At 38.8% G+C, this 22,829-nt stretch carries 26 protein-coding genes; all 26 read right to left on the bottom strand.

Annotated elements, in window-relative coordinates:
- Positions 1-13: 13 nt before the first annotated feature.
- Positions 14-796: a YlmH family RNA-binding protein gene (locus tag BM057_RS05110; RefSeq protein WP_092091943.1), complete on the bottom strand. Its 783-nt coding sequence runs from the start codon at positions 794-796 to the stop codon at positions 14-16.
- A 21-nt stretch (positions 797-817) separates the two neighbouring features.
- Entirely contained in the window at positions 818-1,105 is a 288-nt protein-coding gene (locus BM057_RS05115) for a YggT family protein (protein WP_245741808.1), read from the bottom strand.
- An 18-nt stretch (positions 1,106-1,123) separates the two neighbouring features.
- Positions 1,124-1,618, bottom strand: a complete 495-nt coding sequence (locus tag BM057_RS05120) for a cell division protein SepF (protein WP_047390078.1) — start codon at positions 1,616-1,618, stop codon at positions 1,124-1,126.
- A 28-nt stretch (positions 1,619-1,646) separates the two neighbouring features.
- Complete coding sequence (locus BM057_RS05125) at positions 1,647-2,324, bottom strand: YggS family pyridoxal phosphate-dependent enzyme (RefSeq protein WP_047390077.1); 678 nt, start codon at positions 2,322-2,324, stop codon at positions 1,647-1,649.
- Between the two features lie 2 nt (positions 2,325-2,326).
- Entirely contained in the window at positions 2,327-3,586 is a 1,260-nt protein-coding gene (gene ftsZ / locus BM057_RS05130) for a cell division protein FtsZ (RefSeq protein WP_092091945.1), read from the bottom strand.
- Positions 3,587-3,638: 52 nt separating this feature from the next.
- Positions 3,639-4,967 carry a cell division protein FtsA gene (gene ftsA, locus BM057_RS05135; RefSeq protein ID WP_092091947.1) on the bottom strand — a complete coding sequence of 443 codons (1,329 nt, stop codon included), beginning with the start codon at positions 4,965-4,967 and terminating at the stop codon, positions 3,639-3,641.
- 155 nt (positions 4,968-5,122) lie between these two features.
- Positions 5,123-6,028 carry a cell division protein FtsQ/DivIB gene (locus BM057_RS05140; protein ID WP_052181730.1) on the bottom strand — a complete coding sequence of 302 codons (906 nt, stop codon included), beginning with the start codon at positions 6,026-6,028 and terminating at the stop codon, positions 5,123-5,125.
- Positions 6,029-6,050: 22 nt separating this feature from the next.
- Positions 6,051-7,139 carry an undecaprenyldiphospho-muramoylpentapeptide beta-N-acetylglucosaminyltransferase gene (murG, locus tag BM057_RS05145; RefSeq protein ID WP_092091949.1) on the bottom strand — a complete coding sequence of 363 codons (1,089 nt, stop codon included), beginning with the start codon at positions 7,137-7,139 and terminating at the stop codon, positions 6,051-6,053.
- 23 nt (positions 7,140-7,162) lie between these two features.
- Positions 7,163-8,542, bottom strand: coding sequence for a UDP-N-acetylmuramoyl-L-alanine--D-glutamate ligase (murD, locus tag BM057_RS05150; RefSeq protein ID WP_092091951.1), 1,380 nt, complete (start codon positions 8,540-8,542; stop codon positions 7,163-7,165).
- A 34-nt stretch (positions 8,543-8,576) separates the two neighbouring features.
- Entirely contained in the window at positions 8,577-9,542 is a 966-nt protein-coding gene (gene mraY, locus BM057_RS05155; protein WP_047390072.1) for a phospho-N-acetylmuramoyl-pentapeptide-transferase, read from the bottom strand.
- A gap of 19 nt (positions 9,543-9,561) precedes the next feature.
- On the bottom strand, positions 9,562-11,034 hold the full coding sequence (locus tag BM057_RS05160; RefSeq protein WP_092091954.1) for a UDP-N-acetylmuramoyl-L-alanyl-D-glutamate--2,6-diaminopimelate ligase: 1,473 nt from the start codon (positions 11,032-11,034) through the stop codon (positions 9,562-9,564).
- Between the two features lie 15 nt (positions 11,035-11,049).
- Positions 11,050-13,218 carry a penicillin-binding protein gene (locus BM057_RS05165; RefSeq protein WP_092091956.1) on the bottom strand — a complete coding sequence of 723 codons (2,169 nt, stop codon included), beginning with the start codon at positions 13,216-13,218 and terminating at the stop codon, positions 11,050-11,052.
- Positions 13,215-13,595: a cell division protein FtsL gene (gene ftsL, locus BM057_RS05170; RefSeq protein ID WP_092091958.1), complete on the bottom strand. Its 381-nt coding sequence runs from the start codon at positions 13,593-13,595 to the stop codon at positions 13,215-13,217. Before ftsL ends, BM057_RS05165 begins: the two co-directional genes overlap by 4 nt.
- A gap of 33 nt (positions 13,596-13,628) precedes the next feature.
- Complete coding sequence (gene rsmH, locus BM057_RS05175; protein ID WP_177186179.1) at positions 13,629-14,594, bottom strand: 16S rRNA (cytosine(1402)-N(4))-methyltransferase RsmH; 966 nt, start codon at positions 14,592-14,594, stop codon at positions 13,629-13,631.
- 20 nt (positions 14,595-14,614) lie between these two features.
- On the bottom strand, positions 14,615-15,046 hold the full coding sequence (mraZ, locus tag BM057_RS05180) for a division/cell wall cluster transcriptional repressor MraZ (protein WP_047390067.1): 432 nt from the start codon (positions 15,044-15,046) through the stop codon (positions 14,615-14,617).
- Positions 15,047-15,635: 589 nt separating this feature from the next.
- Positions 15,636-16,061 carry a DUF3397 domain-containing protein gene (locus BM057_RS05185; protein ID WP_245741809.1) on the bottom strand — a complete coding sequence of 142 codons (426 nt, stop codon included), beginning with the start codon at positions 16,059-16,061 and terminating at the stop codon, positions 15,636-15,638.
- A gap of 152 nt (positions 16,062-16,213) precedes the next feature.
- Complete coding sequence (gene rpmF, locus BM057_RS05190; RefSeq protein WP_047390064.1) at positions 16,214-16,393, bottom strand: 50S ribosomal protein L32; 180 nt, start codon at positions 16,391-16,393, stop codon at positions 16,214-16,216.
- Between the two features lie 68 nt (positions 16,394-16,461).
- Entirely contained in the window at positions 16,462-17,019 is a 558-nt protein-coding gene (locus BM057_RS05195) for a YceD family protein (RefSeq protein WP_047390158.1), read from the bottom strand.
- Positions 17,020-17,141: 122 nt separating this feature from the next.
- A complete protein-coding gene (locus BM057_RS05200; protein WP_092091962.1) occupies positions 17,142-18,320 on the bottom strand; it encodes a nucleotidyltransferase in 1,179 nt (392 codons plus the stop codon).
- Positions 18,321-18,355: 35 nt separating this feature from the next.
- Positions 18,356-19,087, bottom strand: a complete 732-nt coding sequence (locus BM057_RS05205; protein WP_092091964.1) for a class I SAM-dependent DNA methyltransferase — start codon at positions 19,085-19,087, stop codon at positions 18,356-18,358.
- Positions 19,084-19,446, bottom strand: a complete 363-nt coding sequence (gene rsfS / locus BM057_RS05210; RefSeq protein WP_047390061.1) for a ribosome silencing factor — start codon at positions 19,444-19,446, stop codon at positions 19,084-19,086. The genes BM057_RS05205 and rsfS overlap by 4 nt, the downstream gene beginning before the upstream one ends.
- Positions 19,447-19,460: 14 nt before the next feature.
- Entirely contained in the window at positions 19,461-20,063 is a 603-nt protein-coding gene (yqeK, locus tag BM057_RS05215; protein WP_092091966.1) for a bis(5'-nucleosyl)-tetraphosphatase (symmetrical) YqeK, read from the bottom strand.
- Positions 20,053-20,697, bottom strand: a complete 645-nt coding sequence (locus BM057_RS05220) for a nicotinate-nucleotide adenylyltransferase (protein ID WP_092091968.1) — start codon at positions 20,695-20,697, stop codon at positions 20,053-20,055. The genes yqeK and BM057_RS05220 overlap by 11 nt, the downstream gene beginning before the upstream one ends.
- 28 nt (positions 20,698-20,725) lie before the next feature.
- Entirely contained in the window at positions 20,726-21,046 is a 321-nt protein-coding gene (gene yhbY / locus BM057_RS05225) for a ribosome assembly RNA-binding protein YhbY (protein ID WP_047390059.1), read from the bottom strand.
- Positions 21,047-21,073: 27 nt separating this feature from the next.
- Complete coding sequence (yqeH, locus tag BM057_RS05230; RefSeq protein ID WP_092091970.1) at positions 21,074-22,207, bottom strand: ribosome biogenesis GTPase YqeH; 1,134 nt, start codon at positions 22,205-22,207, stop codon at positions 21,074-21,076.
- Positions 22,185-22,730 carry a YqeG family HAD IIIA-type phosphatase gene (locus BM057_RS05235; RefSeq protein ID WP_047390057.1) on the bottom strand — a complete coding sequence of 182 codons (546 nt, stop codon included), beginning with the start codon at positions 22,728-22,730 and terminating at the stop codon, positions 22,185-22,187. The genes yqeH and BM057_RS05235 overlap by 23 nt, the downstream gene beginning before the upstream one ends.
- Positions 22,731-22,829: the final 99 nt, after the last annotated feature.

Consider the following 22,829-nt stretch of genomic DNA (forward strand, 5'->3'; position numbering starts at 1 on the left):
TTATTGTGTAAATTTATTTATACAAAACGCCTAATTTCAGTTTCCATTTATCTTTTTTACTTTTTCCTTCGATTTCTTGAATCTGTAGCCGTCCATATCCTCTTACTGAAACGATATCCAGCAAATCCAACAGAAAGTCGGAACGATCCATTTGGGTCCAGTTGACCTTAACTTTACCTGATTCTATCATTTGTTTTGCTCGTTGTCTAGAAACATTGAACACCGAAGACAACAATGTATCAACACGCATGGATGATACGGTATCATTGATGATTGTCCAACTATCTTTAGGGACTAACAAACCTGTATACATTTTTTCTTCAATTCTAACAGAAATGTGTCCAATTTTGTTAACTTGGCTCGTCACATAATTCCCCATTGTTTCATCAACAAAAAATTGCCAACTTTCCCCATCAGAAATAATATCTCCAAAGTATGTCCTTTTCAGACCAGATGATAGTAAAGTACCTAGGATTTTTCCATGAGACAAAGTAGCAAATTTTGTTGGATAATGGATCTCATACAAAGAAATTTCAAAATCTTCTTGTCTAGGTTCGAAATAGGCAGGACAAACAAAAGCCCTTTTTCGTTCTGCCGCTTCGTACCCACCATAAGAAAAAAGATGAATTTCATTGCTTTTCCCTACTAATGTTTCTAAAATATAAAACTGCCTAGGGTCTAAAAAAGGAGTCAGTACGGGTGTGTACTGATCTTCGCACTGCTTGATCCAGTCTGTCGCCATATCGATAAAAGGGGCTTCTTCTTTTCTAAAATGCTGATAGACATTCTCAATCACTTTTCAGACCTCCGTTTAGTTTCAAATCAGTAATCTAAATAATAGGGTGAACAACGCACTCAATCCATATCGTGCAAGGTTTAAGACGATCAATGCTACGATCCCAGAGAAACTGATCATTCCGATCGGGGGAATGATTCTCCTAAAAACTGCGAGATAAGGCTCGCAAATCGTGGTCAATAATCGTCCAAATGTAGAATCATAAGCTGTAGGGAACCAAGACATTAAAATATAAATGATCAATAGAACTGAATAAATCTCAAGCGCCCCTGAAAGGATTTTATAAAGCATCATCAATAATTGAGCCAATTAAAAGAAATTCCTCCCTTAATAAAATTTAAGATCTTTAAAACTGCCATTTTTTTCTAGTACGCCATCGATCTCCACATTTTTTGGTGTACATAGAAAAATTTCATTTCCAACTCGCTGCATGTCCCCATCTATTGCATAAATAGTACCCATTAAAAAATCAACCGTTTTCTTTGCTTGATCTTTTTCCATATGTTTAAAGTTGAGCACCACTGCTTGTTGTTTCAACAAAATATCCGCAATTTCTTTTACTTCTGAATAAACGCGTGGTTCCATAATAATGATTTTGCCTTGTTGGGCCGTTTGATGCATGGAGACAACATTAGGGGTTCTTCTTTGCTCTTTTCTCATATTCACAGCAGCTGGATCCGTTCTATTTGTAGTCGTTTGTTTATTCATTTGTGGTTTCCTTAACTCCGGTTCTTCGTCGTAGTTTCCGCCGATTGCCTCATCCATAGCTAATTCTTCATCATTTAATCTAAAAAATTCATTGAATCGATTCATCATTCCCATGACAAACTCTCCTCACTTGGAACTATTTTTATTCTTCAAAAAAAGCTGTTCCAATTCGCACAAATGTTGCGCCTTCTTCAATAGCGATTGGATAATCTTGACTCATCCCCATACTTAATTCTGTACAAGGTGCATTTGAAAAAGCTTTTTGTTTCAATGTTTCCTGCAATTGCTTCAACGATCGAAACGTTTTGTGCAACGCTTCTTCGTCCGCTTCTTTGGGAGCCATCGTCATTAAGCCAATGACTTCAATATTGTTAAATGACTGAAGATCAGAAAGAAACTGCTCAGTTTCTTCTGGTCTTAGTCCGCTTTTAGATTCTTCTCCAGTGACATTGACTTGTAAGAAGCAACGAATGACATGATCTGCTCTTTTTTCGATTTCTTTTGCTAAAGACCATCTATCTAAAGAATGTAAATAATCGATCTTATTAATGACTTGTTTGACTTTACGCGTTTGCAAAGAACCAATGTAGTGCCACACAATAGCAGGATCAGTAACTGCCTCTTGCTTTAATTGTAACCCTTCAGGACGGTTTTCAGCAAGATGATGATACCCTAAAGCTGCAATAGCTTGGGTATCATCGACTGAAACACTTTTAGTCACTACAATGATCTGCACTTCTGATTTCTGGCGATTTGCTTTGATCAATGATTGTGCTACTTGCTTTTCGACCGCCTCTGCATTTTTCTTTATTCTTTGCATGTTTATTTGCGCCTTCTTCTAAAGAACGGTGGTGTATCCAAATGATCTGTTTCTTCTTTCTCAGCATGATCTTCGCGATTCAAAGCATCTACGTTTGGTTTTTCTTCATCGTTTACGACACTTTCACCTGGTTTGTAAACTTTACGATCTCTCACACTTGGTTCACGTCGGATATCCCAGTCAGCAAAAGGATCGTTGCCTTTCGTTTCTGGTGCTTGTTCAGATTGTACAGCACGTTTCTTTTCTGTACCGACTGATTGTGAACGTGTATTTCTGTTTCTTGTGTTTCGATTATTTTCAATAGCTGTAGTGTCGATTCCAGTAGCAATAACCGTTACGACTACTTCGTCTCCTAGATCTTCATTGATCGAAGTACCAAAAATAATATTAACTTCTGTTGTTGAAGCTGCAGAAACGATATCAGATGCATCTTGTGCTTCAAATAGCGTTAAGTCTGAGCCACCGGTGATATTCAATAGAACCGATTCAGCGCCATCAATTGAAACTTCTAATAATGGTGATGAAATTGCCTTTTTCGTAGCTTCAGCTGTACGGTTCTCACCGCTTGCTGTACCGATTCCCATCAAAGCAGAACCTTGGTTTTCCATAACCGTTTTTACGTCCGCGAAATCTAAGTTGACATATCCTGGTGAAGTGATCAAGTCAGAAATCCCTTGTACTCCTTGGCGTAATACGTTATCTGCTTCACGGAATGCTTCTAACATAGGAGTTTTCTTGTCCACGATCTCAAGCAAGCGATTGTTTGAAATCGTTACAAGTGTATCAACATGTTCTTTCATTTTAGCAAGGCCTTCAGCTGCAAAACGTCCGCGTTTCGGTCCTTCAAATGAAAATGGTCTTGTGATCACACCAACTGTCAAAGCTCCTTGCTCTTTTGCAATACGAGCAACGATTGGAGCAGCACCTGTTCCAGTTCCGCCGCCCATACCAGCTGTAACAAAAATCATATCTGCGCCGCTTAAGGCTTCTGCAATTTGCTCTTCACTTTCTTCTGCTGCTTTCAATCCGATATTCGGGTTTGCTCCAGCACCTAAACCGCGTGTTAATTTTGGTCCCAATTGAATTTTGGTTTCAGCATTTGAACTGGCTAATGCTTGCAAGTCAGTGTTGGCAACGATAAACTCAACACCTTGAACATCTTCTTCGATCATTCGATTGACAGCGTTGTTTCCTGCTCCACCGACACCGATGACTTTAATAATTGCTCCATTTACTGGAGTTGTATCGAATTCTAAATCCATTTTTTATCCCCCTACTGTCTCTTTCTGTTCTGTTTTACTTATTATCCTACTTTTAATCAAAAAAATGATTGAAGAAACTTTTGAGCTTGTTTGTAATCGAATCTTCATCTCTTTTTTCAGCTTTTGCTGGACGTTCTCTGATTGCATCATCTTCCTCTGTATAATACTTTTGACTCCGCATCATTTGATCATCAGTAACTGACCCACTTCTATATTGGATGCCAACTGTACTTTGGTTAGCTAAGCGTTGGATATCGTCCAATGTTTCTTCATATTCAATTAAACCGATAGCGGTTGTAAATGAAGGATAACGCATACCCATTTGATCAGGAATGTAAAGCTTAACATTTACTTCAAATATTTCTTTAGCTAATTCTAGTACTCCAGGCATAGAAGCAACACCGCCAGTCATAATAATGCCACCTGGCAACTCTCTAGCACCAGTCGTATCCAACTCTTCTTTGACGGTTTCAAAAATTTGTGCAATTCGCGCTTCAATGATTTCGGATAAATACAGTTCATCAATATTAACCAGTTCTGACTGTCCCACCACTTCTACCGGAATTTGTTCATCTGGGGAAGCATCTGGTGAATAGGCATATCCAAAATCGCGTTTCAACTGCTCGGCGTTTTCAATAGATGTATTCAATACGATTGAAATATCTTTTGTTACAAATTCGCCGCCTTCTTGATCAACAAATGCAAATTTCAACTGATCATCGTGAATAACAGCAGCTGTTGTTTGTCCGCCGCCCATATCGATCAAGATCGTACCAAAATCTCTTTCTCCACTCGACATAGCCACTTTACTAGCAGCTAAAGGTTGCAGAACAATATTTTGGATTTGCAACCCTGCTTTTTCAACGCAGCGTTTGATATTATGCACGATCGTCTTAGGTCCGGTGATCATCGTAGCATGCATTTCCAATCGTACTCCGATCATGCCACGCGGATCTTTGATTCCATCAAATCCATCAACGATAAATTCTTCTGGCAGCACAGCAAGGATATCTCTTTCAGGAGGCACCGATTTTACCATGGCTGCTGCAATGGTATTTTGCACATCTCCGTCAGTTATTTCATGATCATCGCTTTTTACTGCGATCATCCCATGACAAGGCTCGATATCAACTGAGTTGCTTTGCACACCTACAATAACGCTTTTTATATCGACTCCAGCTTTTTGTTCTGCTTGCGAAATAGCCTTTTTTATTGATTCAACTGTTCGATCAATGTCTACAATGATTCCACGACTTAAACCTTGTGATTTTTCGTTTCCGACTCCAATAATGTTCATTTGTCCATTCAAGTACTCTGCTACAACTACTTTTATTGAAGTGGTTCCAATATCTAAACTGACATACATTTCATTGCTCCTCATGCATTGAAACCTCCTACTTGTTTTTCTCAGTTTTTAATTTTGATTTTTAGTGAGAAAACCTAGCTATGGTTCATTTTACCATAACCTTTTCTGAATTTCGAAGATATTCGAAGATATTCCAAAATATTCCTTGATTTTTTTCTTTATTTATTCATTCATTCCGTTTCTTCATTAAAATTTTCTTCATCTTCTTCATCAAAGTCTTCTTCATCTGGTTCTTTTTGTTCAAATGGTTCAAAGTATCCGCCTATTTCAATATTGATCGTTCCTTTGCGGTTACCAATTTTCTTAACCATATCTGGGTAGTAATTCATTTTTTCTGCAAAAGTAGGAATCGACGCAATCACTTGTTTCCCATCATTCATATAAAGACGAATCAAATAAGGATCGTTTTTAGATGGTACAGCTTCTATTTCTGAAATAGCATTCTGAATAGAAGGTGACAATAAAGCATATTGTTTGATCAGCAACTTTAGCGCTTTTCCTTCTTTAAAACTTTTAAAAACAGGATCGTTTCCTATTGAAACTGTTCTGCTTTCATCTACAATTTTCCCATTTTCCAGTATCGTATAGTAGTGAGGTCCTTCATGAAGATAACCCACTGTTTTAAATTCATCGATGGTTAACTGAAAATCGTTTAGTCCATTAAGGGTCAGAGAAGCTCCACGAACTTGCGGAATATTATCTATGATTTTCTTTTCTGTTTTTTTCTTTGAAAAGTAAGCGGGCCACAAAGATTCATGCGTCTTAAGCGAGCTAACATTGATGACTTCCTGATCCGTAATGCTTGAAGTACCACTTACTGAGATCTCATCAATTTTACTTAAAGGCGATATAAAGTAAATGACGACTAAAATTGCAAATGAAAACAGTAAGAGCAACGGAATCAAACGATGGATCATTTTTTTGTGGCGTTGCTCTTTTAACTTTGGTAAATAATCTTCAATATTTTTTTTACGACCAAACGCGACTGTTTTCTTATCTTTTTTACTTGATGGAGAGGACAAATCTGTTGCATGTCCCGTTGGCTTCATTTTTCTTCTGCTATAAAAATCAGACATTTTTGTCCTCCTCTCTGATTGTTTACTGTAGTTCTTTAATCAAGCCAATCAATCGATCAGCAGCGTCAGGAACGCCCATTTCCTTTGCCTGAACAGCCATTTCAGCACGATTCGCTTCATTTAACATCAACTCGTCTATGGCTGAAACAAAAGTGTTTGGTGTCAATTCTTTTTCCGTGATCATTTTTGCTGCGCCTTTTTTCACTAAACTTTCTGCATTTCTTGTTTGATGATCATTTGTGACATAAGGACTTGGAATTAATATACTTGGAAGCCCTAGAGCCGTTAACTCTGCTAACGTCGTTGCACCGCTTCTAGAAACAACTAAAGATACATTCGCAAAAACTTCAGGCATATTTGAAATGTAAGGAACAACTGAAATATTTTTTGCTGTGTCTCCGATCTCACTTTTTATTTTCTCAAAATGAACTTCTCCTGTAGCATATAAAACTTGATAATGTTTCTCGTTTAACTGAGATAAAGCCTCAATAAAAGCTTGGTTGATCGGCTTAGCTCCTCGGCTGCCGCCAAAAATCAAGACAGTAGGGATAGCGGGATCTAATTGATATTCCGCTAAGACAGAAGAAGTGGCAATACCTGCGACTTCTTGAGCACGTGGGTTTCCGGTATAAACGACTTTCTCTTCATAAGACGAAAAAGCATGTTTGGCTTCTTCGAAACAGATCGCGATTTTATCCGTATACCGCGCTAAAAACTTATTCGTAACCCCTGCCACACTATTTTGTTCATGAACGATCGTCGGAATGTGTTGTTTAGCAGCAGCGTAAACAACCGGTGCACAAACATATCCTCCCGTTCCAATCACAACATCTGGCTGAAAAGATTGGATGATTTTTTTAGATTCCTTGATCGCTTTTATAAAGAGCAGAATCGTCTGAACATTATCCCAAGATAAAGAACGCTTGAACCCTTCTACTTTTACAGCTTTAAAAGCTACCCCTGCTTCTGGAACGATGCGACTTTCTAGTCCTCGTTCTGTTCCAACATATAAAAACTCGGCAGTAGGATCTTCTTTCTTAATTTGTCTAAGAAGCGCCAATGCTGGATAAATATGTCCTCCTGTACCGCCGCCTGATAATAATACTTTCATAATCAACCTAGACGAAAATGCGTCTAGTCCTCCTCTTCCAATTTTTGAATCGTTTTTTCTATTGCACCAATAAAAGCATCTCCGCGTACTTCAAAACTGCGGTATTGGTCCCAGCTTGCGCATGCTGGCGATAAGAGAATAATATCTCCCTTCTCACTCAGTTCGTAGCTGACTGGAACAGCTGCTTCTACATTTTGTACCGTTACAATAGACTTGACATCAGCTTTTCGTCCAGCATCCGCTACTTTAGCAGCTGTTTCTCCAAAAACGATCAGTGCTTTAACATATTTCATATAGGGAACCAAATCATCAAAATCATTTCCGCGGTCTAATCCACCTGCCAGCAAAATGACCGGTGCATCAAATCCTTTTAATGCATTGATCGTTGCCAATGTATTGGTTGCTTTAGAATCATTATAAAATTTACGTTCCCGATAACTGCGCACATATTGTGTCCGATGTTTAACGCCTGCAAAACCAGTGAATGTTTTTTGAATTGCTGAACTAGTTTTTCCATATAGCTTAGCCACACAAATTGCAGCTAGAGCATTTTCTAAGTTGTGATCTCCAGGAACTAAAATATCCTGACGATTCATGATGCGTGTCTCTGCAAAATAAATATCACCATCTTTTACATAGGCGCCATCTTCAATTTTTTGCTTTCTCGAAAAAGGAATAATGGTTGCTTTGCTTTTTTTAGACCATTCGCGTAATTCTGGCAAATCCCAGTTTACAATCAAATAATCCTCTTCTGTTTGATTTTCCGTAATACGCATTTTAGCTGCCACATATTCTTCTCTCGTTCCATGATAATCGAGATGAGCTGAAAAAATATTTGTGATGACCGCAATGTGTGGTCGAAAAGAAGTTGTACCCATTAATTGAAAACTGGACAGTTCCATCACAATATCATCGTTAGAAGAAGCTTGACTTGCTACAAGGCTAGCAGGTGTGCCGATATTTCCAGCTGCATAAGCTTTCCCGGATCGACGATCGGTATTTAAAAGTTCCGTAATCATCGTAGTTGTCGTTGTTTTCCCATTCGTCCCTGTAATACCGATAATCGGGCTTTCTGCTACTTCATAAGCCAATTGGACTTCAGTGATAACAGGAATCTTTTTTTCGATTGCTTTCACAACAATAGGATTATGATACATGATGCCTGGATTTTTAACGACGAATTCAAAGTCTTCATCCAACAACTCTACAGGATGACCACCCGTAACAACGCGAATCCCATCTTCCAGTAATTCTTGTGCTTCTGGATTTTCTTCAAAGCTCTTGTAATCATTCACTGTCACAAGTGCTCCTAAAGAATGAAGCAGCTTGGCTGCATTCACACCGCTTAACGCTAATCCCAAGACCAAAACTTTTTTATTTTTATAAATGGTTACTTCCTTCATAATCTTCCCTCTTCCACAACAAAGTATATAATCGTTACAGAATGATACCTAATTCAATAGCTGAAAAAATAGCTGTTAACAGCCAAAATACCAGCACGATTTTCCATTCACTCCACCCGCTCATTTCAAAATGATGATGGATAGGCGCCATTTTAAAGATCCTTTTTCCTCTTAATTTAAAAGAACCGACTTGCAGCATAACTGAAAGAGTTTCAATAATAAAAATCAAGCCGATCAATAGTAGACTCCACTCTTGTTTTAAGATGATCGATACCCCTGCCAATCCGCCGCCAAGTGCCAAAGAACCAACATCTCCCATGAAAATCTTTGCCGGTTTTTTATTGAAGAAAAAGAATCCGATCAAACCGCCGATGATTGCCAAACAAAATATCAACACATCAGTTTGTCCTTGATACCAAGCAATGATCGCATAAGCGCTGTAGGCAATGATACTTGTGCCGGTTGCCAAACCGTCTAGACCATCTGTTAAATTGACAGCATTTGAAAAACCAACGAGCCAAAAAACAACAAACAATCCATACAGCCAACCAATATCGATCGTGCCAAAAAGCGGGATAAAGAGCGCAGTCGACAATCCTTCTATACGGTAAACCACAAAAAATAGTGCCCCGCCGATCACTTGCCCAAGAAACTTTTGAGCAGATGTCAAGCCAAGATTTCTTTTCATCATGAGTTTGATAAAGTCATCTAAGAAGCCTAACAGTCCATACAACATAAGAATAAATAGCAAGATTCCCATGCTCAAAGACAAAGCATTCTGCCAAACAGCTACCCAGATAGCTGTCAAAAGACCCGCAACTAGGAAAACGGTTCCGCCCATAGTGGGTGTTCCTGTTTTGACTTCATGCCATTTTGGTCCTTCTTCTCTAGTTGTCTGTCCTAGCTGTTTTGCTCTAAAGTAGCCAATGACTAATGGCATCGCCATAATGGTGATGGCAAAACTGCTTACTAATGGTATCAATATTTCTGTCCAATGCATATTTCTATCTCCTAATTTTTTACTCTTTAATGGCTTTGATGGCTGCCTGTGCTTCTTCAACATCATCAAAATGGTGTTTAGTCGTGCCGATGATTTGGTAATCTTCATGTCCTTTTCCAGCAATCAATACGATATCCCCAGTTTCTGCTTTTTGAACGGCCTCTTGAATAGCTTTTCGGCGATCAGTAATGCGTGTGTAAGTTCCGCTCTCTAAGTGACCCGTCATCTGATCCAAAATCGCATCAGGATCTTCTGTTCTTGGATTATCTGAAGTAAAGATGGAAACATCAGCTAAACTCATTGATGTATCAGCCATTACGGAACGTTTAGACGGATCACGATCCCCGCCGCATCCAACTACGCAAATTACGCGTTTGCTTTTAATTTCATTCGCTGCATTCAACACATTTTCTAGTCCATCTGGTGTATGAGCATAATCAACGATCACTGAAAAATCGACATCTGCAGGAACGAGTTCAAAGCGTCCGCGCACTCCTGACACTTTTTCGATCGAAGTTAAAATATCTTCAAGCGGCATTCCTGCAGCATAAGCTCCAGCGATGGCAGCCAATGCATTCATGACATTGAATTTACCTACGAGATTCATTTGTACTTTGTATTCTTCTCCTTGAAAAACAAGGGTAAAGCCAGTTCCGCGTTTGCCGATCTGTAAGTTTTCAGCTTTAAAATCGGCTGATTGTTCCATACTATATGTCAAAATTGGTGCTGCGATCTTTTCAAAGAAACTTCTGCCATAAGGATCATCTGCATTGATAACGGCATATTTTGGTTTACTCGGATCGTAACTGTTGCCTAACTGCGAAAATAACAAAGCCTTCGCTTCAGCATATTCATGCATTGTATGGTGATACTCCAAATGATCTTGGCTTAAATTGGTAAAAATAGCTACATCAAAATCTAATCCCCATACTCTTCCTTGTACTAAAGCATGTGAGGAAACTTCCATCGAACAAGTCGAGACACCTGCTGAGATCATTTCATCTAAAGTCTTTTGTGTCGTAAGAATATCAGGTGTTGTGTTCTTTGTTTCCAGCACTTGATCAACGATCCTACGATACATCGTGCCTATAACACCTGTTTTCTCGTGATGATCCCTAAAGATCTGATCTAGAAGTAAAGTCGTCGTTGTTTTACCGTTTGTCCCTGTTACACCGATCATCTTCATTTTGCGGCTAGGGTGTTGATAAAAGGTTCCTCCAACCTGTGCCATAGCTTTTACTGTATCTTTTACATAAATCACCGGCACAGAAACCTGGATCGGTTCACTGGCGATCACGGCAACAGCACCTTTTTCAACAGCTTCTTGTACAACATCATGCCCATTTACATTAAAGCCGCGGATACAAATAAAAAGAGTTTGTCCTGTTACTTGTCTTGTGTCTTGGACAACTTGTTGGATGTCTAAATCCATTGGGATATCTGTTAATGCATTTGTTGTGATAAGAGGTTTTACCAATTCTTCTAATTTCATTTTTTCCACCTTTTCTTAATCTTCAGCAGATTTTGGCTGTAGTTCGATTTTGATTTGTTCATCGCCGCTTAGCAACGCTTCAGGAGGCAAGCTTTGTGAAGATACGTACCCTTCTCCATCAAAAACAAATTCAATACCTGTTATTTCAGAAACTTTTAAAACATCATTTTTTGACCAACCTGACATATCAGGCATCGTCATGGCGCCATTTGTCATTAAAACAACTTTTTGGTTTTCAATCAATTTTTCTTGCGGCAATGGCAACTGCTGGACCACTTTATCCCCATTTCCAATAATGGTAATATCTAAAGGTGTTTCTTCTAATAAGGATAAGGCATCTTCTTTTGAATGACCTGTTACTTCTGGCATATCTACTTGGTTTTCATTGGCATTTTCTTCTTCGTTCACATGAGAATATTCAAGTGCTCTTTTCATTACAGGATTGAATACTTCAGCGACCACATCTCCTCCAGATATAGAGCCATCTGTGATCTCAGGTTGTTGAACAGTGATATACAAGATATATTCTGGATCATCTGCGGGAGCCATACCTACGACTGAATACAAATAATTGTTTCCACCGCTGTAATAGCTTTTTGTTTCAGGGTTGACGATTTGAGCGGTTCCTGTTTTAGCCGCGATCTCGTATCCATCAATCTGATACCGTCGACCCGTACCGTGTTCGCCATAAACTACGCTCTTTAAATATTCACGAGTCTGGCGAGCCGTTTCTTCCGAAATCGGCTTTCCGACGATTTCAGGCTCAATGATTTTTTCTTCCCCCGTATTCGGATCAACTGTTTTGCTAATATACTGAGGCTTCATCATATTTCCGTTATTGGCAACAGCTGAAAAAGCCTGCATCATTTGAAAGACAGTGACTGTTAGACCTTGCCCAAAAGAAGTTGTAGCCTTTTCAGCAGCATATTTGTAAGTATTGCTGCCTTTTTGTTCGTTTAGTAGACCTGACTGCGTCGATTTTCCAATACCAAATTGGTCTAAGTAATTTTTCCAAACATCCATGTTCATTTTTTCAGCTAAGTTAACAAATGCAACGTTACTTGACCGTTCTAATCCCTCTAAGTAGGTGATCGTTCCCCACCCATTGCGATTGACGTCTCTGATTACTCGGTCGGCCACTTTTACAGAGCCAGACTTATACCATTCATCTGGATTGAACACACCTTCATTGATAGATGCTGCTAAAGTCAAGACTTTGAAGGTTGAGCCAGGTTCATAAGTGTTTTCAACCAATAAATTTTGCCACAATTGGTTGATTCCTTCTTTCGTCGTTCCATTAAAGGTAGGACGTTGTGAAGCAGCAACGATGGCACCCGTTTTAGGATCCATCAAAGTCGCTGTCATGGCTTTTGGTTCATATTTGTCGTACACGTCACTCATAACACTTTCTAAGTAGACTTGCATTCTTTTGTCTAGTGTGAGATAGATATCCGAACCATCTTTTGGTTCTGTTGTCTTCACTTTTGAATTAGGCAAGACATAACCAAAACTGTCCTTCTGATATTCTTTTCCGCCATCTTTTCCTGTTAATAAGTCGTTATATACTTTTTCGATCCCCATAATACCAGTCAGTTCTGTTCCTTTTTTAGCTTCACCGTTTTTATCAGTTGGCATTTGTGCCACTCCGACTAAGTGAGAGGCAAAAACACCATTCGGATAGAGCCGAACCGGCGTATTTGTAAATTCGATTCCCGGAAGTTTTTCATTTTCAATATTCTTTTTAATCTCATAAGACAGATTTTTTCCAGCAGTCCCAAATTCAACTTGATCCTGATCTTGATTAAGCCGATTTAAGATCTCCTCTTCACTCATAGCAATATATTGTGCTAGGACTTTTGCTGTTTTTTCTTTGTCTACGACATACTGAGGTTTAGACGCTTTACTCGACCACTTATCTGTCAACACAGCATATAATGAATAAGAAGTAGCATCCATTGCTACCGGGTCCCCTCCCACATCATAAATGGTTCCACGGTTAGCCTCTAGGACGCTACTTCTCGTATAAAGATTGTTGACATTTTTGGCCAAATTTTCCCCGTTTACTTCCCCTTTGATCATGATATATGAAAAACGTCCTGCGAAAATAACGTAAATGATCAACGCAGCAAAAAACAATAAAACCGACATTTTTTTTCTATTCTTCAAGGGGTTTTTTGTTTTCATTTGGTTACATTCCTTACATTTTCTTCATTCATCTCTAAGCCATGTGCTTTAGCAATAGCATATACACGATCATAACGAGAAAGCTCTTGAACTTCTTGTTCTAGGTTTTTATTGATTATCGTTGCTTCAGCGATTTCCCTACTTGTATCCTGAACAGCACGATTCGTACTCGCAATCTTTACTTCAAAAGAAATCACCGCAAAAATCAGCAGAAAGATAATGGCACCTGCAATGATCATGAGCGTTTTCTCAAAAAGAAAAGGTTTCTTTTTCTTATGTACTTTTGTTCCGCCAGCTGGTTTATCTGGCGTCTGTTGAGGAACATAGGAAGGAATTTGTTCTGAAATATTTTGTGCTAGATTGTTCTCTAATGCCATAAATTTACGTCCTTTCTTTTCTAGTGTCAAGCACTAAACAACTGTTTCTTTTTGTTTTTCAGCAATTCTTAATCTTGAACTTCTTGCTCTATGATTTCGTTCGATTTCTTCTTCAGAAGGAACGATCGGTTTACGAGTGATGATTTTCAATTCCGCTTGGTATTGTTCTGGCAGCACAGGAAGACCTGGCGGCAACTCTGGACCTCTAGCACGGCTTTTGTAAATCGCTTGAACGATTCGATCCTCCAACGAATGGAAAGTGATCACACTGATTCGTCCACCAACATGCAATAAATCGAGTGCATCTTCCAAAGACGTTTCGATGGCGCCCAACTCGTCATTTACAGCGATCCGAATCGCTTGGAAAGTTCTTTTTGCAGGATGACCGCCTTTTCTTCTAGCTGGTGCTGGTATAGCGTCTTTGATCAATTCAACTAGTTCTCCAGTGGTTTCAATCGTTTTCTGTTCTCTAGCCTTTTCAATTTTCCGTGCAATTTGCTTAGAAAACTTTTCTTCTCCATAACGATAAAAGATTTTGACCAGTTTTTCATATGGCCATTGGTTTACAATTTCTTTTGCTGTTAAAGAGGCATCGGTATCCATTCTCATATCTAAAGGTGCATCTTGGTGATAACTAAATCCTCTTTCTGCCTGATCTAATTGAGGAGAAGAAACGCCCAAGTCATATAAAATACCATCTACATGATGAATATTTCTATCATAAAGCTCTTTTTTTATTTCTCTAAAATTAGCTTTTATGAACGTTACCATGCCTTTTTCAATATAAGACGCCAACTTGTCTTGTGCATGTTGGATGGCTCGTTCGTCTTGATCGAATGCATAAAGATGCCCTTTCTCGTTCAATTGAGATAAGAGATACTCACTATGCCCTGCCCCTCCGAGAGTACAATCCACATATATCCCTTCAGGAAAAATGGAAAGCCCATCTACTGTTTCGTGCAGCAAAACTGTTTCGTGATTAAATTCAGGCACCTTCATCTTCCTTCCTCAATGTAAAATCAAAATCCAAAATCAATCATATCTTCTGCAATCTCATCAAATGATTCTTCAGCTTCTTCAGAAAACTGCAGCCATTTCTCTTCGCTCCAGATTTCAATACGTTCAGAAACACCAATGATGTAACAAACTTTTTCAAGTACTGCATGTTTTCTTAGTGTTTGCGGGATGTTGATTCTACCTTGTTTATCAATCTCGCATTCTGTTGCAGCAGAATAAAAAAAGCGGGTAAAAGCACGAGCTTCTTTTTTAGCTAAAGGAAGTTGTTTCAGTTTCTCTTCTAACTCTTCCCACTGCTTTTGTGGATAACCAAACAGACAGCCATCAAGTCCTCTTGTCAGGATGAATTTCTCGCCTAGATCTTCTCTAAATTTAGCAGGCATGATCAAACGCCCTTTTGCATCAATATTGTGCTTAAATTCACCCATTAGCATGTCTATAGTCACCCCTATCATCACTAATTATCTCCAGTCTACCACAACGCCCCACATTACACCACCTGAAATCTATTTTTTTTATGTCTGTCTTCTTTTTGTAAAAAAAGGACCATCTATCGTTATGACAGCTGGTTTAGATAGTGGGGAGCTGTCCCAAAAAAACAAGAAAATCATGCCATTTTTCCCCTAAATTTCACCCGATTTTTTGTACCAAATGAATTTTATTCATGGCTTTACCCCTTTTCAAAACATTCAAGTTTTTTCACTTGTCTGGCTCCTACTTTTCTTACCACTGTTTCAAGATAAATTTGTTTGATATGAACAAACTTTTGATCTCTTTTGATCCAACAAAACACAGAGCTTTCTCAAAAAAAAATGAATAGGAGAAAATATTTTTTTACAAATAGGTTTCAGCCAAAGCCAATCTACGCCTCTAATGAAATTTTGCTGAAAATAAGCAAAAAAATAGCAGCCAACTCTGAGAACAAAGTTGGCTACTATTTTAAAACGAAATAATTTTTTCAGTTTTTCTCTAGTAAGCAAGCTGCCTTACATCCGTGAAGAAGACAATGATGTTGTTTCATCATTAGATTGAAACAACAAAATGTGCAATCACTAAACCATAGTAAGTAGTCATCGCACTTAAAAAAACAAATCGCCACCAGCTTTTAAAAAACGAGCGATATAATATTTCTCCTTTTTTAAAAGCAAAATAAAACAGCAGCCCAATGGCTAGACTGAAAATAAAAATAAGAAAATAAGGAAATATGGTGAAATGAAAAGCTAGCTGGCTCAGAATATGTATCCCTACGAGTAAATAGGGAACCATAAGATCAGCTAGTTTAATCCGCGTGTGGTTTTTTTTAAAATGACGGTCAATGGATTTGCGAAAGAAAAAAAAGACCATCAATGGCAATAAATACAATACGATGATTGCAGGGGTAATGGTTTGCGGTTCCATGATCGTATAAGCTCCTTTTCGTTGAATCAATATTTTTTTTGCAGTTAACATCAGATATTAATGCGTAGATTTGTTGCATTTTTTAATCATTGAAGAACCGCTCGTCTAATAGAATCATAATCTATTATACCTGTTTTCAGCAAAAAATTCATTAAAAAAAACACTTTTGAGGCCATGGTCCTCAAAAGTGTTTCTTGAAAAGGTTAAGCTTCTTTGCTTACAACCTCTTTTCCATCGTAATGTCCGCATGATGAGCAAACGTGATGGCTTTTTTTCAATTCGCCGCAGTTAGGGCATGCGTTCATACCTGGCACTTCTAATTTGAAGTGTGTACGACGTCTCGCTTTTTTAGCTTTTGATGTTCTTCTAGCTGGTACTGCCATTCTCTACACCTCCTTAAAAGATTGCTCTTGCTTTCTATTCCATTGAAAAATAGAAAATGCTGTTTTTGTTATTCTTCACTAGAATCGTCTTTAAAGAAATCTTTCAATCCCGCTAGACGCGGATCAATCGTTTCAGACGAATCTGGCTTTTCAGAAGAAAAGTAATCTTCTTCTGAAATCACAGTCCAGTTCTCACCACTAGGCATTTCCTGACGTTCTTTTTCTTCTTCTGTAAAAACTTGCAGAGGAAGATGAAGCAAAACAGAATCTTCAATGCTTTCTGTCAAATCGATCCAGTCATGTTCTAACTTGATCACGACCTCGTCTTCATTGTCTTCTTTGATATCGCCAGCTGTTCGAGGAATATAGATCTCATCGATCGTAAAAGCCATCGGATAATTTACTGGTTCTAATGATCTTGCAGAAGGGAGTGTCAATTCCAATGAAACGTTCATATGAAGAATCAACTCTTCTTCATCTATTGCAAGTATTCCATCAAAATGAATAGGAGAAGCATCTAAAATTTCGTTATCTCTTTTCATCAGCGATTCTTTTAAGTCAATCGTGTCTGAAAAATTAAACGGCTCTTCTCGATACTTATATAATTCGTTAAGTGACCACTTCATTTTCAACTTTTTTCACTCCTAAAGCAACAAGAATTATTATACTAGCGAACAAATGGGTTGTCAAGAAAATTTACCTTACAGGCTATCTTCTAGTTTTTCGCTGATCTTGTTGGAAATATGATTTATTTTTGAATCGGAACCCTTCCGTAATCTTGCTCTCTTATCTTTTCATTTGCTAATGCATAGATTCTGCCTGCTTTGATGTCACTATACCACAACTCATTATTTTTTTGATGAATGCGAGTCAATAATGGCACTGAAAAACTCTTTTTCTTTTCACTCAAGTAAGCTTGCCCTCTCTTATTGAAACCTAGAAGATGAGCAATAGGGGGCTCTGATAAAGCTTTTTTCACTTCATTTTCTTTTAATTGCAATAAAATATAAACGCATAACCGTTGAAGACGTACCCACGAAAAGCGCTTTGTCTTAACTTCAGAAACAAATGCAGAAAAAGAGTCTGCATTTAAAACCTTTTGTTTTAGCCGGTACTCTATGCCTTCAGTCATTTGATAGATTTCTCGCAACTGTTCAGGTGACTGAACGAGGATCTGGTATTTTAATAATGGCCAAAACGACTGCCAGTCTACCTCTACATGCTGTTCCAATTCACGGATACTGGAAAGCGGCAGCACCTCTTCCAGCTCGCTTAATTCGCTTTTTTTGTTCCGTAAGGCCTTTCGGATCGCTGTAGCACTAGCAAATGAACCTGAAGCAATGGTGTGGTCATGATACTGAGCACCTCTTCGTTGGATTGGAACCAATTGCATCGGTTCTAAGTACCGAGCATTTTCTTTTGCGTAAGCCAATCCTAAAATAGTGTTTGGAGAATGAACATCTATTGTCAGATCAGCCGTTATTTTCTCTATTACATGACTCATTTGTGCGGCATAAGTCGAACCATCATTTTTTTCTTCTTGAAAAACTTGTTGCAAATGTTTATTATTTGCATGCCACCGTTTAGCAAACAGTTCGTAATCTTCAGCAGTGCCGCTTTCTGTTCCAAAACAAATAGCTTCGCATTTTAACCCTTGCAATAAAGAAATACCGCCTTTTGCAAAGTAATCAGCAGGCTGAACACTGAAGAGGACCGGCAACTCCACAACCAAGTCAGCTCCACCTGCTAAAGCCATTGCAGCACGTGCCCATTTATCTACAATTGCCGGTTCTCCTCGCTGTAAAAAGTTCCCGCTCATTACTGCGATCACTACGTCAGCTTGCGTTTGTTCACGTGCTTGCTGCAAATGATAGAGATGCCCATTGTGAAAAGGATTATATTCAACAATGACGCCTACAGCTTTCATCTTCATCAGCTCTTTCTTTTTACTCAACGTTCTTTTTATTTTCGACAAGCAAAAAACCAGCGTTGGCTATCCTTTTTAATGTCCTGGTCAAAGTCAGCTGTGATATGGATAGAAGTAAATCCAGCTTCTCTTAACAGTTGCTGATAGGTTTCGATGGGGTATGTTCGTTCTTTATGTGTTTCTTCAATCCGATGATATAATCCTGAATCCTCTTGTCGCACAAAAAAGGTTAGGTCATGTTCGATTGAATGCGGATGTTCTCCAACATAGCTTTTCCAAAGAAAACTAACCTCTTCATTTTGATCATTGAATGTATATCCAGGAAAAATCTCATCTATCTGATATATCGAATGCACATCAAAAAGAAAAATACCTGTCTCCGTTAAATGGGCTGCAACTTCTTGAAAGACTTTTCCTACTGCTTTTTCGTCTGGTAAATAGCAGAGAGAGTCGCAGTAACAAGTAATGATATCATACTGACCAATGTCTCCCAAATCTAACATATTTCCTTGTATCAAGGGCAAGTAGACATCAGCTGCGACTGCTTTTTGGAAGGCGAGCTCTAACATCTCATGAGATAAGTCAAGGCCGGTCACACGGTAGCCTTCTTGAGCCAAACGAACGGCCAGTACGCCTGAACCACAAGCTAGATCCAACAGCTCTCCATCCGATTCATCCAAGTATCGGCTCGTATAAGTTAACCAGCGATCATATAACTGGTCATCCATCAACTCATCATAAACTTCGGCGAAGGTTTCATAATTCATTCCGCTATCCAGCCGGAAATGTCTACTAAAGGTGCATCACTCCACAATTTTTCTAAATTATAAAATGAACGCTCTGAGTAATAGAAAACATGTACCACAACGTCCCCTAGATCGATCAATACCCATTGGGAAGCATTTCGGCCTTCCACATGTTTTACTTCATATCCTGCTTTTTCAGCTTCTTCGATGATCCCTTCTGCAATAGCTCCTACTTGTTTTTCGTTATTCCCGTGCATCACAACAAAATAATCAGCCAGCAGGGAAATAGACTGTACATCAAGCGCCAAAATATCCTCTGCTCGTTTGTCATCTGCAGCCTTAACGACTGTTTTTAGTAATGCTTCGCTCGTATTATTCATTTATTCACTCCTATTTATTTGGCTGTCCATGCGTTATATGTTTCTATGGCTTTAGGATAGACAGCTTTTCTGTTTTCGATCAAATAACTCAATGTATGGTGGGTTTCATAAGCTACCACTTTTTCTAAACTATCAAATGCTAGTGCGCGTGCTTCTTCCACTCCAGGAAAATCCCTAGCCTCTTCAATGTAATCAGCTACATAAATAACTTGTTCCAATAAAGACATTTTTGGTGCGCCGATCGTATGATGGCGGATCGCATTTAAAATATCTTCATCTGTTATTCCTAACTCTTTTTGAACCATCACTGCCCCGCATGGTCCATGCCAAATATTATTTCCAAAAGGGATCATGTCGCTGTCCAATTTTTCTGTTTCAATCAAGTGTTTCATTTTCTGATCATCTTGCTCTTTGGCATAGTCATGAGTCAAAGCTGCAATACTCGCTTTTTCCAGTGAGACTTGATAACGTTCTGCTAAAGCGAGCGCAGCTTGTTCTACACGCAAAACATGCTCAAAACGTTTGGGTCCCATTTGTTTTCTCACTTGGTCTATAAGTGCGTCTCTCGATAAAGCAAAATAATCTCCGGAGTAGACGATGGATGGATTAGTTTTCATTTTTGTACAGTCCTTCCCGGTTGATATATTGCATAACTGCATCAGGAACCAAATATTGTACAGTACAGCCACGGGAGATTTTGTTTCGCAAAGAAGTAGAACTAACATCGATTTGCGGCACATCTACCCACAATAGTGGATAGCGGCTCTCCACAGGAAATCCTGGGCGTCTGATCCCGACAAATTGAGTTAAGTTGGTCAATTCATCGATGCGATACCAGTTCGGCAGATCATTGACCATGTCGCCGCCGATAATAAAATAATATTCTGTGTCGGGATGAAGTTGTGTCAGCTGTTTCATCGTGTCAAATGTATAGCTCTTTCCACCGCGCTCGATTTCGATTTTTTCAATATCAAACATTTGGTTTTCTTTGATTGCTTCTTCTACCATTCGGACACGATGATGAGCTGCAATGGTTTTCTTCTCATCAGCATGCGGCGGAAGGTAGGTCGGCATAAAACAAATTTTGTCTAGCCCCAATTGCTGACAAACTTGATCTGCCATCACTAAGTGAGCAATATGAGGCGGATTAAACGTTCCGCCTAGAATCCCTATCCTTTTTTTTTCAGATAATTCGGTCGCCATTTCACTTGAAATTTGTGTATGGTCCATTGTTTTAACTGATCGTGTCATGTCTGATCTCTTCCTTTGCTAAAGACGTCTACTCTTTTTTTGCAGCAGGCAGTTGTGATGAAATCCGTTGATATTTCTCTTGACTAGAAGGTTTGAACAAAACGATCACTCTGCCGATTATTTGTACTGCTTTGGCATCGATCGTTTCTTCAACTGCTGAAGCCACGTCTGCTGCTTCTTCGTCTGTGTTCTGTAATAAACTGATTTTGATCAATTCTCTTTTTTCTAAAGCTTCCCCGATTTGTTTTAGCAGTTCATCATTTATGCCATTTTTTCCAATTTGAAAAATGGGATGTAGATGGTGTGCCTTACTTCTCAAAAAGCTTTTTTGTTTACCCGTTAACTTCATTTTTATGCTCCATTCTCTTTTCAATTCTTATACGATCGACTTGCGAATGACGACATCGATCCCTTCAGGAGCCCATCCAGCAACAATTGCGCCTGGTTTTTGGACTGTCACCCATCCTAATCCGGAAAATACGATATCTGATTTTTCTTTGATTGAAAATTCATGGCGCACCAATGGAGGAAATCCTTCTTTTTCATCAAGACGAGGAGGCTGCAATAAATCTCCAACCTGGCGTAAATACAAGTCATCCGCATTTTCAAGTTTTGTTCGATGAATGTTCAAGTCATTAGACATAAAACAAGTAAAAGCATGTTCCTCACCTTCAATGAAGTCAAATCGTGCTATACCGCCAAAAAACAGAGTCTGTTTCGATTTCAGCTGATAAACTTTTGGTTTGATCTCTTTTTTAGGTGAAATCAATTTTAAGTCTTTCTCGCCTAAAACGTGGGCCATCTGATTTCGATGAATGATCCCTGGCGTATCGATAATAGCTTTTCCATCATCTAAAGGAATCTCGATTTGATCCAAAGTCGTCCCCGGGAATTGAGAAGTCGTGATCAAGTCTTTGATGCCGGCTGAGTTTTGAATAATAGCGTTGATGATACTTGATTTTCCAACATTCGTTACGCCAACGACATACACATCCTTGCCGTCTCGATACTTTTCGATCGTCTGTTTCAGTTGTTCTATTTCATGCTGTTTGACAGCACTGGTCAGCATCACATCAATTGGACGCAAACCAGCTTCATGCGCTCTTTCACGCAGCCATTGTGTCATTTTGCTCTTCTTCATGGATTTAGGCAAGAGATCTACTTTATTCCCCACTAGCAATATCGGATTCTTTCCGACAAATCTTTGAAGACCTGCGATTAAACTGCCATTGAAATCAAAGATATCAATCACATTAACGATCAATGCATCTTTAGTTCCAATTTTATTTAACAATTTTAAGAAATCATCGTCTGTTAGAGAAACGTCTTGGATCTCGTTATAGTTTCTAAGCCTAAAACATCTTTGACAATATACTTCTCCTTTTTCAAGTCCTTTCTTAAGGGCACCAGAAGGAGTATAACCTATTTTCTCCTTATCTGAAATCTGTATGACTGCACCACAACCAACACAATGGATTACTTCTTCCTCACTTAATTGCGTTTCTGTCATGTATCCCATTCCTCCATTTCATGTCTGGATCGTTTTTTATTAATGCTCTCATGATATGCAATTCAAAAAAACGGTTGATTTTGGTGTTCCAAGCATCGGAATCAATGATGGGACGCACGAGAACACTTCTGATTCCTGACCGGTTCGCTCCCCAAATATCTGTCATGATTTGATCGCCAACCATCAATATTTCATGTTTTTCTAACTGCAGCTGCTTCGATGCTTCGGTAAATCCTTTTTTAAACGGCTTTAATGCACGAGGGATATACCTCAGCTTTAACAACTCAGCTACACGTTTGATTCTATCATCACTGTTATTGGATAAAATGATCACTGGGATATCAGCCAACTTCATTCGGTCGATCCATTCAATCAGTTCTTCTGTTCCATCAGGATTATTCCAAGCGATCAATGTATTATCAAGATCTGTCAAAACAGCTTTGACACCTTGTTCTCTTAATTGATCTGGCGTGATCTGGTAGATTGCTTCTACCATCCATGTCGGTTTAAATTGTGTAAACATACCTTACTCCTGCTCATTAAAATAGGAGCACCTGAAACAGTACTCCTTTGTCTTCTTATTTTTTATTATACGCAAAAACACAGAAATATCAATTCTCTC

Source organism: Pisciglobus halotolerans (genome assembly GCF_900113675.1).
GTDB classification, from domain to species: Bacteria; Bacillota; Bacilli; order Lactobacillales; family Carnobacteriaceae; genus Pisciglobus; species Pisciglobus halotolerans.

Bases quoted from the DNA above. Each gene is read 5' to 3' on its own strand.
- BM057_RS05185 (WP_245741809.1), bottom strand. From the start codon at position 16,061: ATGTTAACTGCAAAAAAAATATTGATTCAACGAAAAGGAGCTTATACG.
- BM057_RS05195 (WP_047390158.1), bottom strand. From the start codon at position 17,019: ATGAAGTGGTCACTTAACGAATTATATAAGTATCGAGAAGAGCCGTTT.
- mraY (WP_047390072.1), bottom strand. From the start codon at position 9,542: ATGCATTGGACAGAAATATTGATACCATTAGTAAGCAGTTTTGCCATC.
- rsmH (WP_177186179.1), bottom strand. From the start codon at position 14,594: ATGAAGGTGCCTGAATTTAATCACGAAACAGTTTTGCTGCACGAAACA.
- yqeK (WP_092091966.1), bottom strand. From the start codon at position 20,063: ATGAAAACTAATCCATCCATCGTCTACTCCGGAGATTATTTTGCTTTA.
- BM057_RS05205 (WP_092091964.1), bottom strand. From the start codon at position 19,087: ATGAATTATGAAACCTTCGCCGAAGTTTATGATGAGTTGATGGATGAC.
- ftsL (WP_092091958.1), bottom strand. From the start codon at position 13,595: ATGGCATTAGAGAACAATCTAGCACAAAATATTTCAGAACAAATTCCT.
- BM057_RS05220 (WP_092091968.1), bottom strand. From the start codon at position 20,697: ATGACACGATCAGTTAAAACAATGGACCATACACAAATTTCAAGTGAA.
- yhbY (WP_047390059.1), bottom strand. From the start codon at position 21,046: ATGAAGTTAACGGGTAAACAAAAAAGCTTTTTGAGAAGTAAGGCACAC.
- yqeH (WP_092091970.1), bottom strand. From the start codon at position 22,207: ATGACAGAAACGCAATTAAGTGAGGAAGAAGTAATCCATTGTGTTGGT.
- BM057_RS05165 (WP_092091956.1), bottom strand. From the start codon at position 13,218: ATGAAAACAAAAAACCCCTTGAAGAATAGAAAAAAAATGTCGGTTTTA.
- BM057_RS05120 (WP_047390078.1), bottom strand. From the start codon at position 1,618: ATGGGAATGATGAATCGATTCAATGAATTTTTTAGATTAAATGATGAA.
- ftsA (WP_092091947.1), bottom strand. From the start codon at position 4,967: ATGAGGAGCAATGAAATGTATGTCAGTTTAGATATTGGAACCACTTCA.
- murD (WP_092091951.1), bottom strand. From the start codon at position 8,542: ATGAAGGAAGTAACCATTTATAAAAATAAAAAAGTTTTGGTCTTGGGA.
- BM057_RS05125 (WP_047390077.1), bottom strand. From the start codon at position 2,324: ATGCAAAGAATAAAGAAAAATGCAGAGGCGGTCGAAAAGCAAGTAGCA.
- rsfS (WP_047390061.1), bottom strand. From the start codon at position 19,446: ATGAATAATACGAGCGAAGCATTACTAAAAACAGTCGTTAAGGCTGCA.
- murG (WP_092091949.1), bottom strand. From the start codon at position 7,139: ATGAAAGTATTATTATCAGGCGGCGGTACAGGAGGACATATTTATCCA.
- BM057_RS05235 (WP_047390057.1), bottom strand. From the start codon at position 22,730: ATGTTTACACAATTTAAACCGACATGGATGGTAGAAGCAATCTACCAG.
- mraZ (WP_047390067.1), bottom strand. From the start codon at position 15,046: ATGCTAATGGGTGAATTTAAGCACAATATTGATGCAAAAGGGCGTTTG.
- rpmF (WP_047390064.1), bottom strand. From the start codon at position 16,393: ATGGCAGTACCAGCTAGAAGAACATCAAAAGCTAAAAAAGCGAGACGT.
- BM057_RS05140 (WP_052181730.1), bottom strand. From the start codon at position 6,028: ATGTCTGATTTTTATAGCAGAAGAAAAATGAAGCCAACGGGACATGCA.
- ftsZ (WP_092091945.1), bottom strand. From the start codon at position 3,586: ATGGATTTAGAATTCGATACAACTCCAGTAAATGGAGCAATTATTAAA.
- BM057_RS05200 (WP_092091962.1), bottom strand. From the start codon at position 18,320: ATGAAAGCTGTAGGCGTCATTGTTGAATATAATCCTTTTCACAATGGG.
- BM057_RS05160 (WP_092091954.1), bottom strand. From the start codon at position 11,034: ATGAAATTAGAAGAATTGGTAAAACCTCTTATCACAACAAATGCATTA.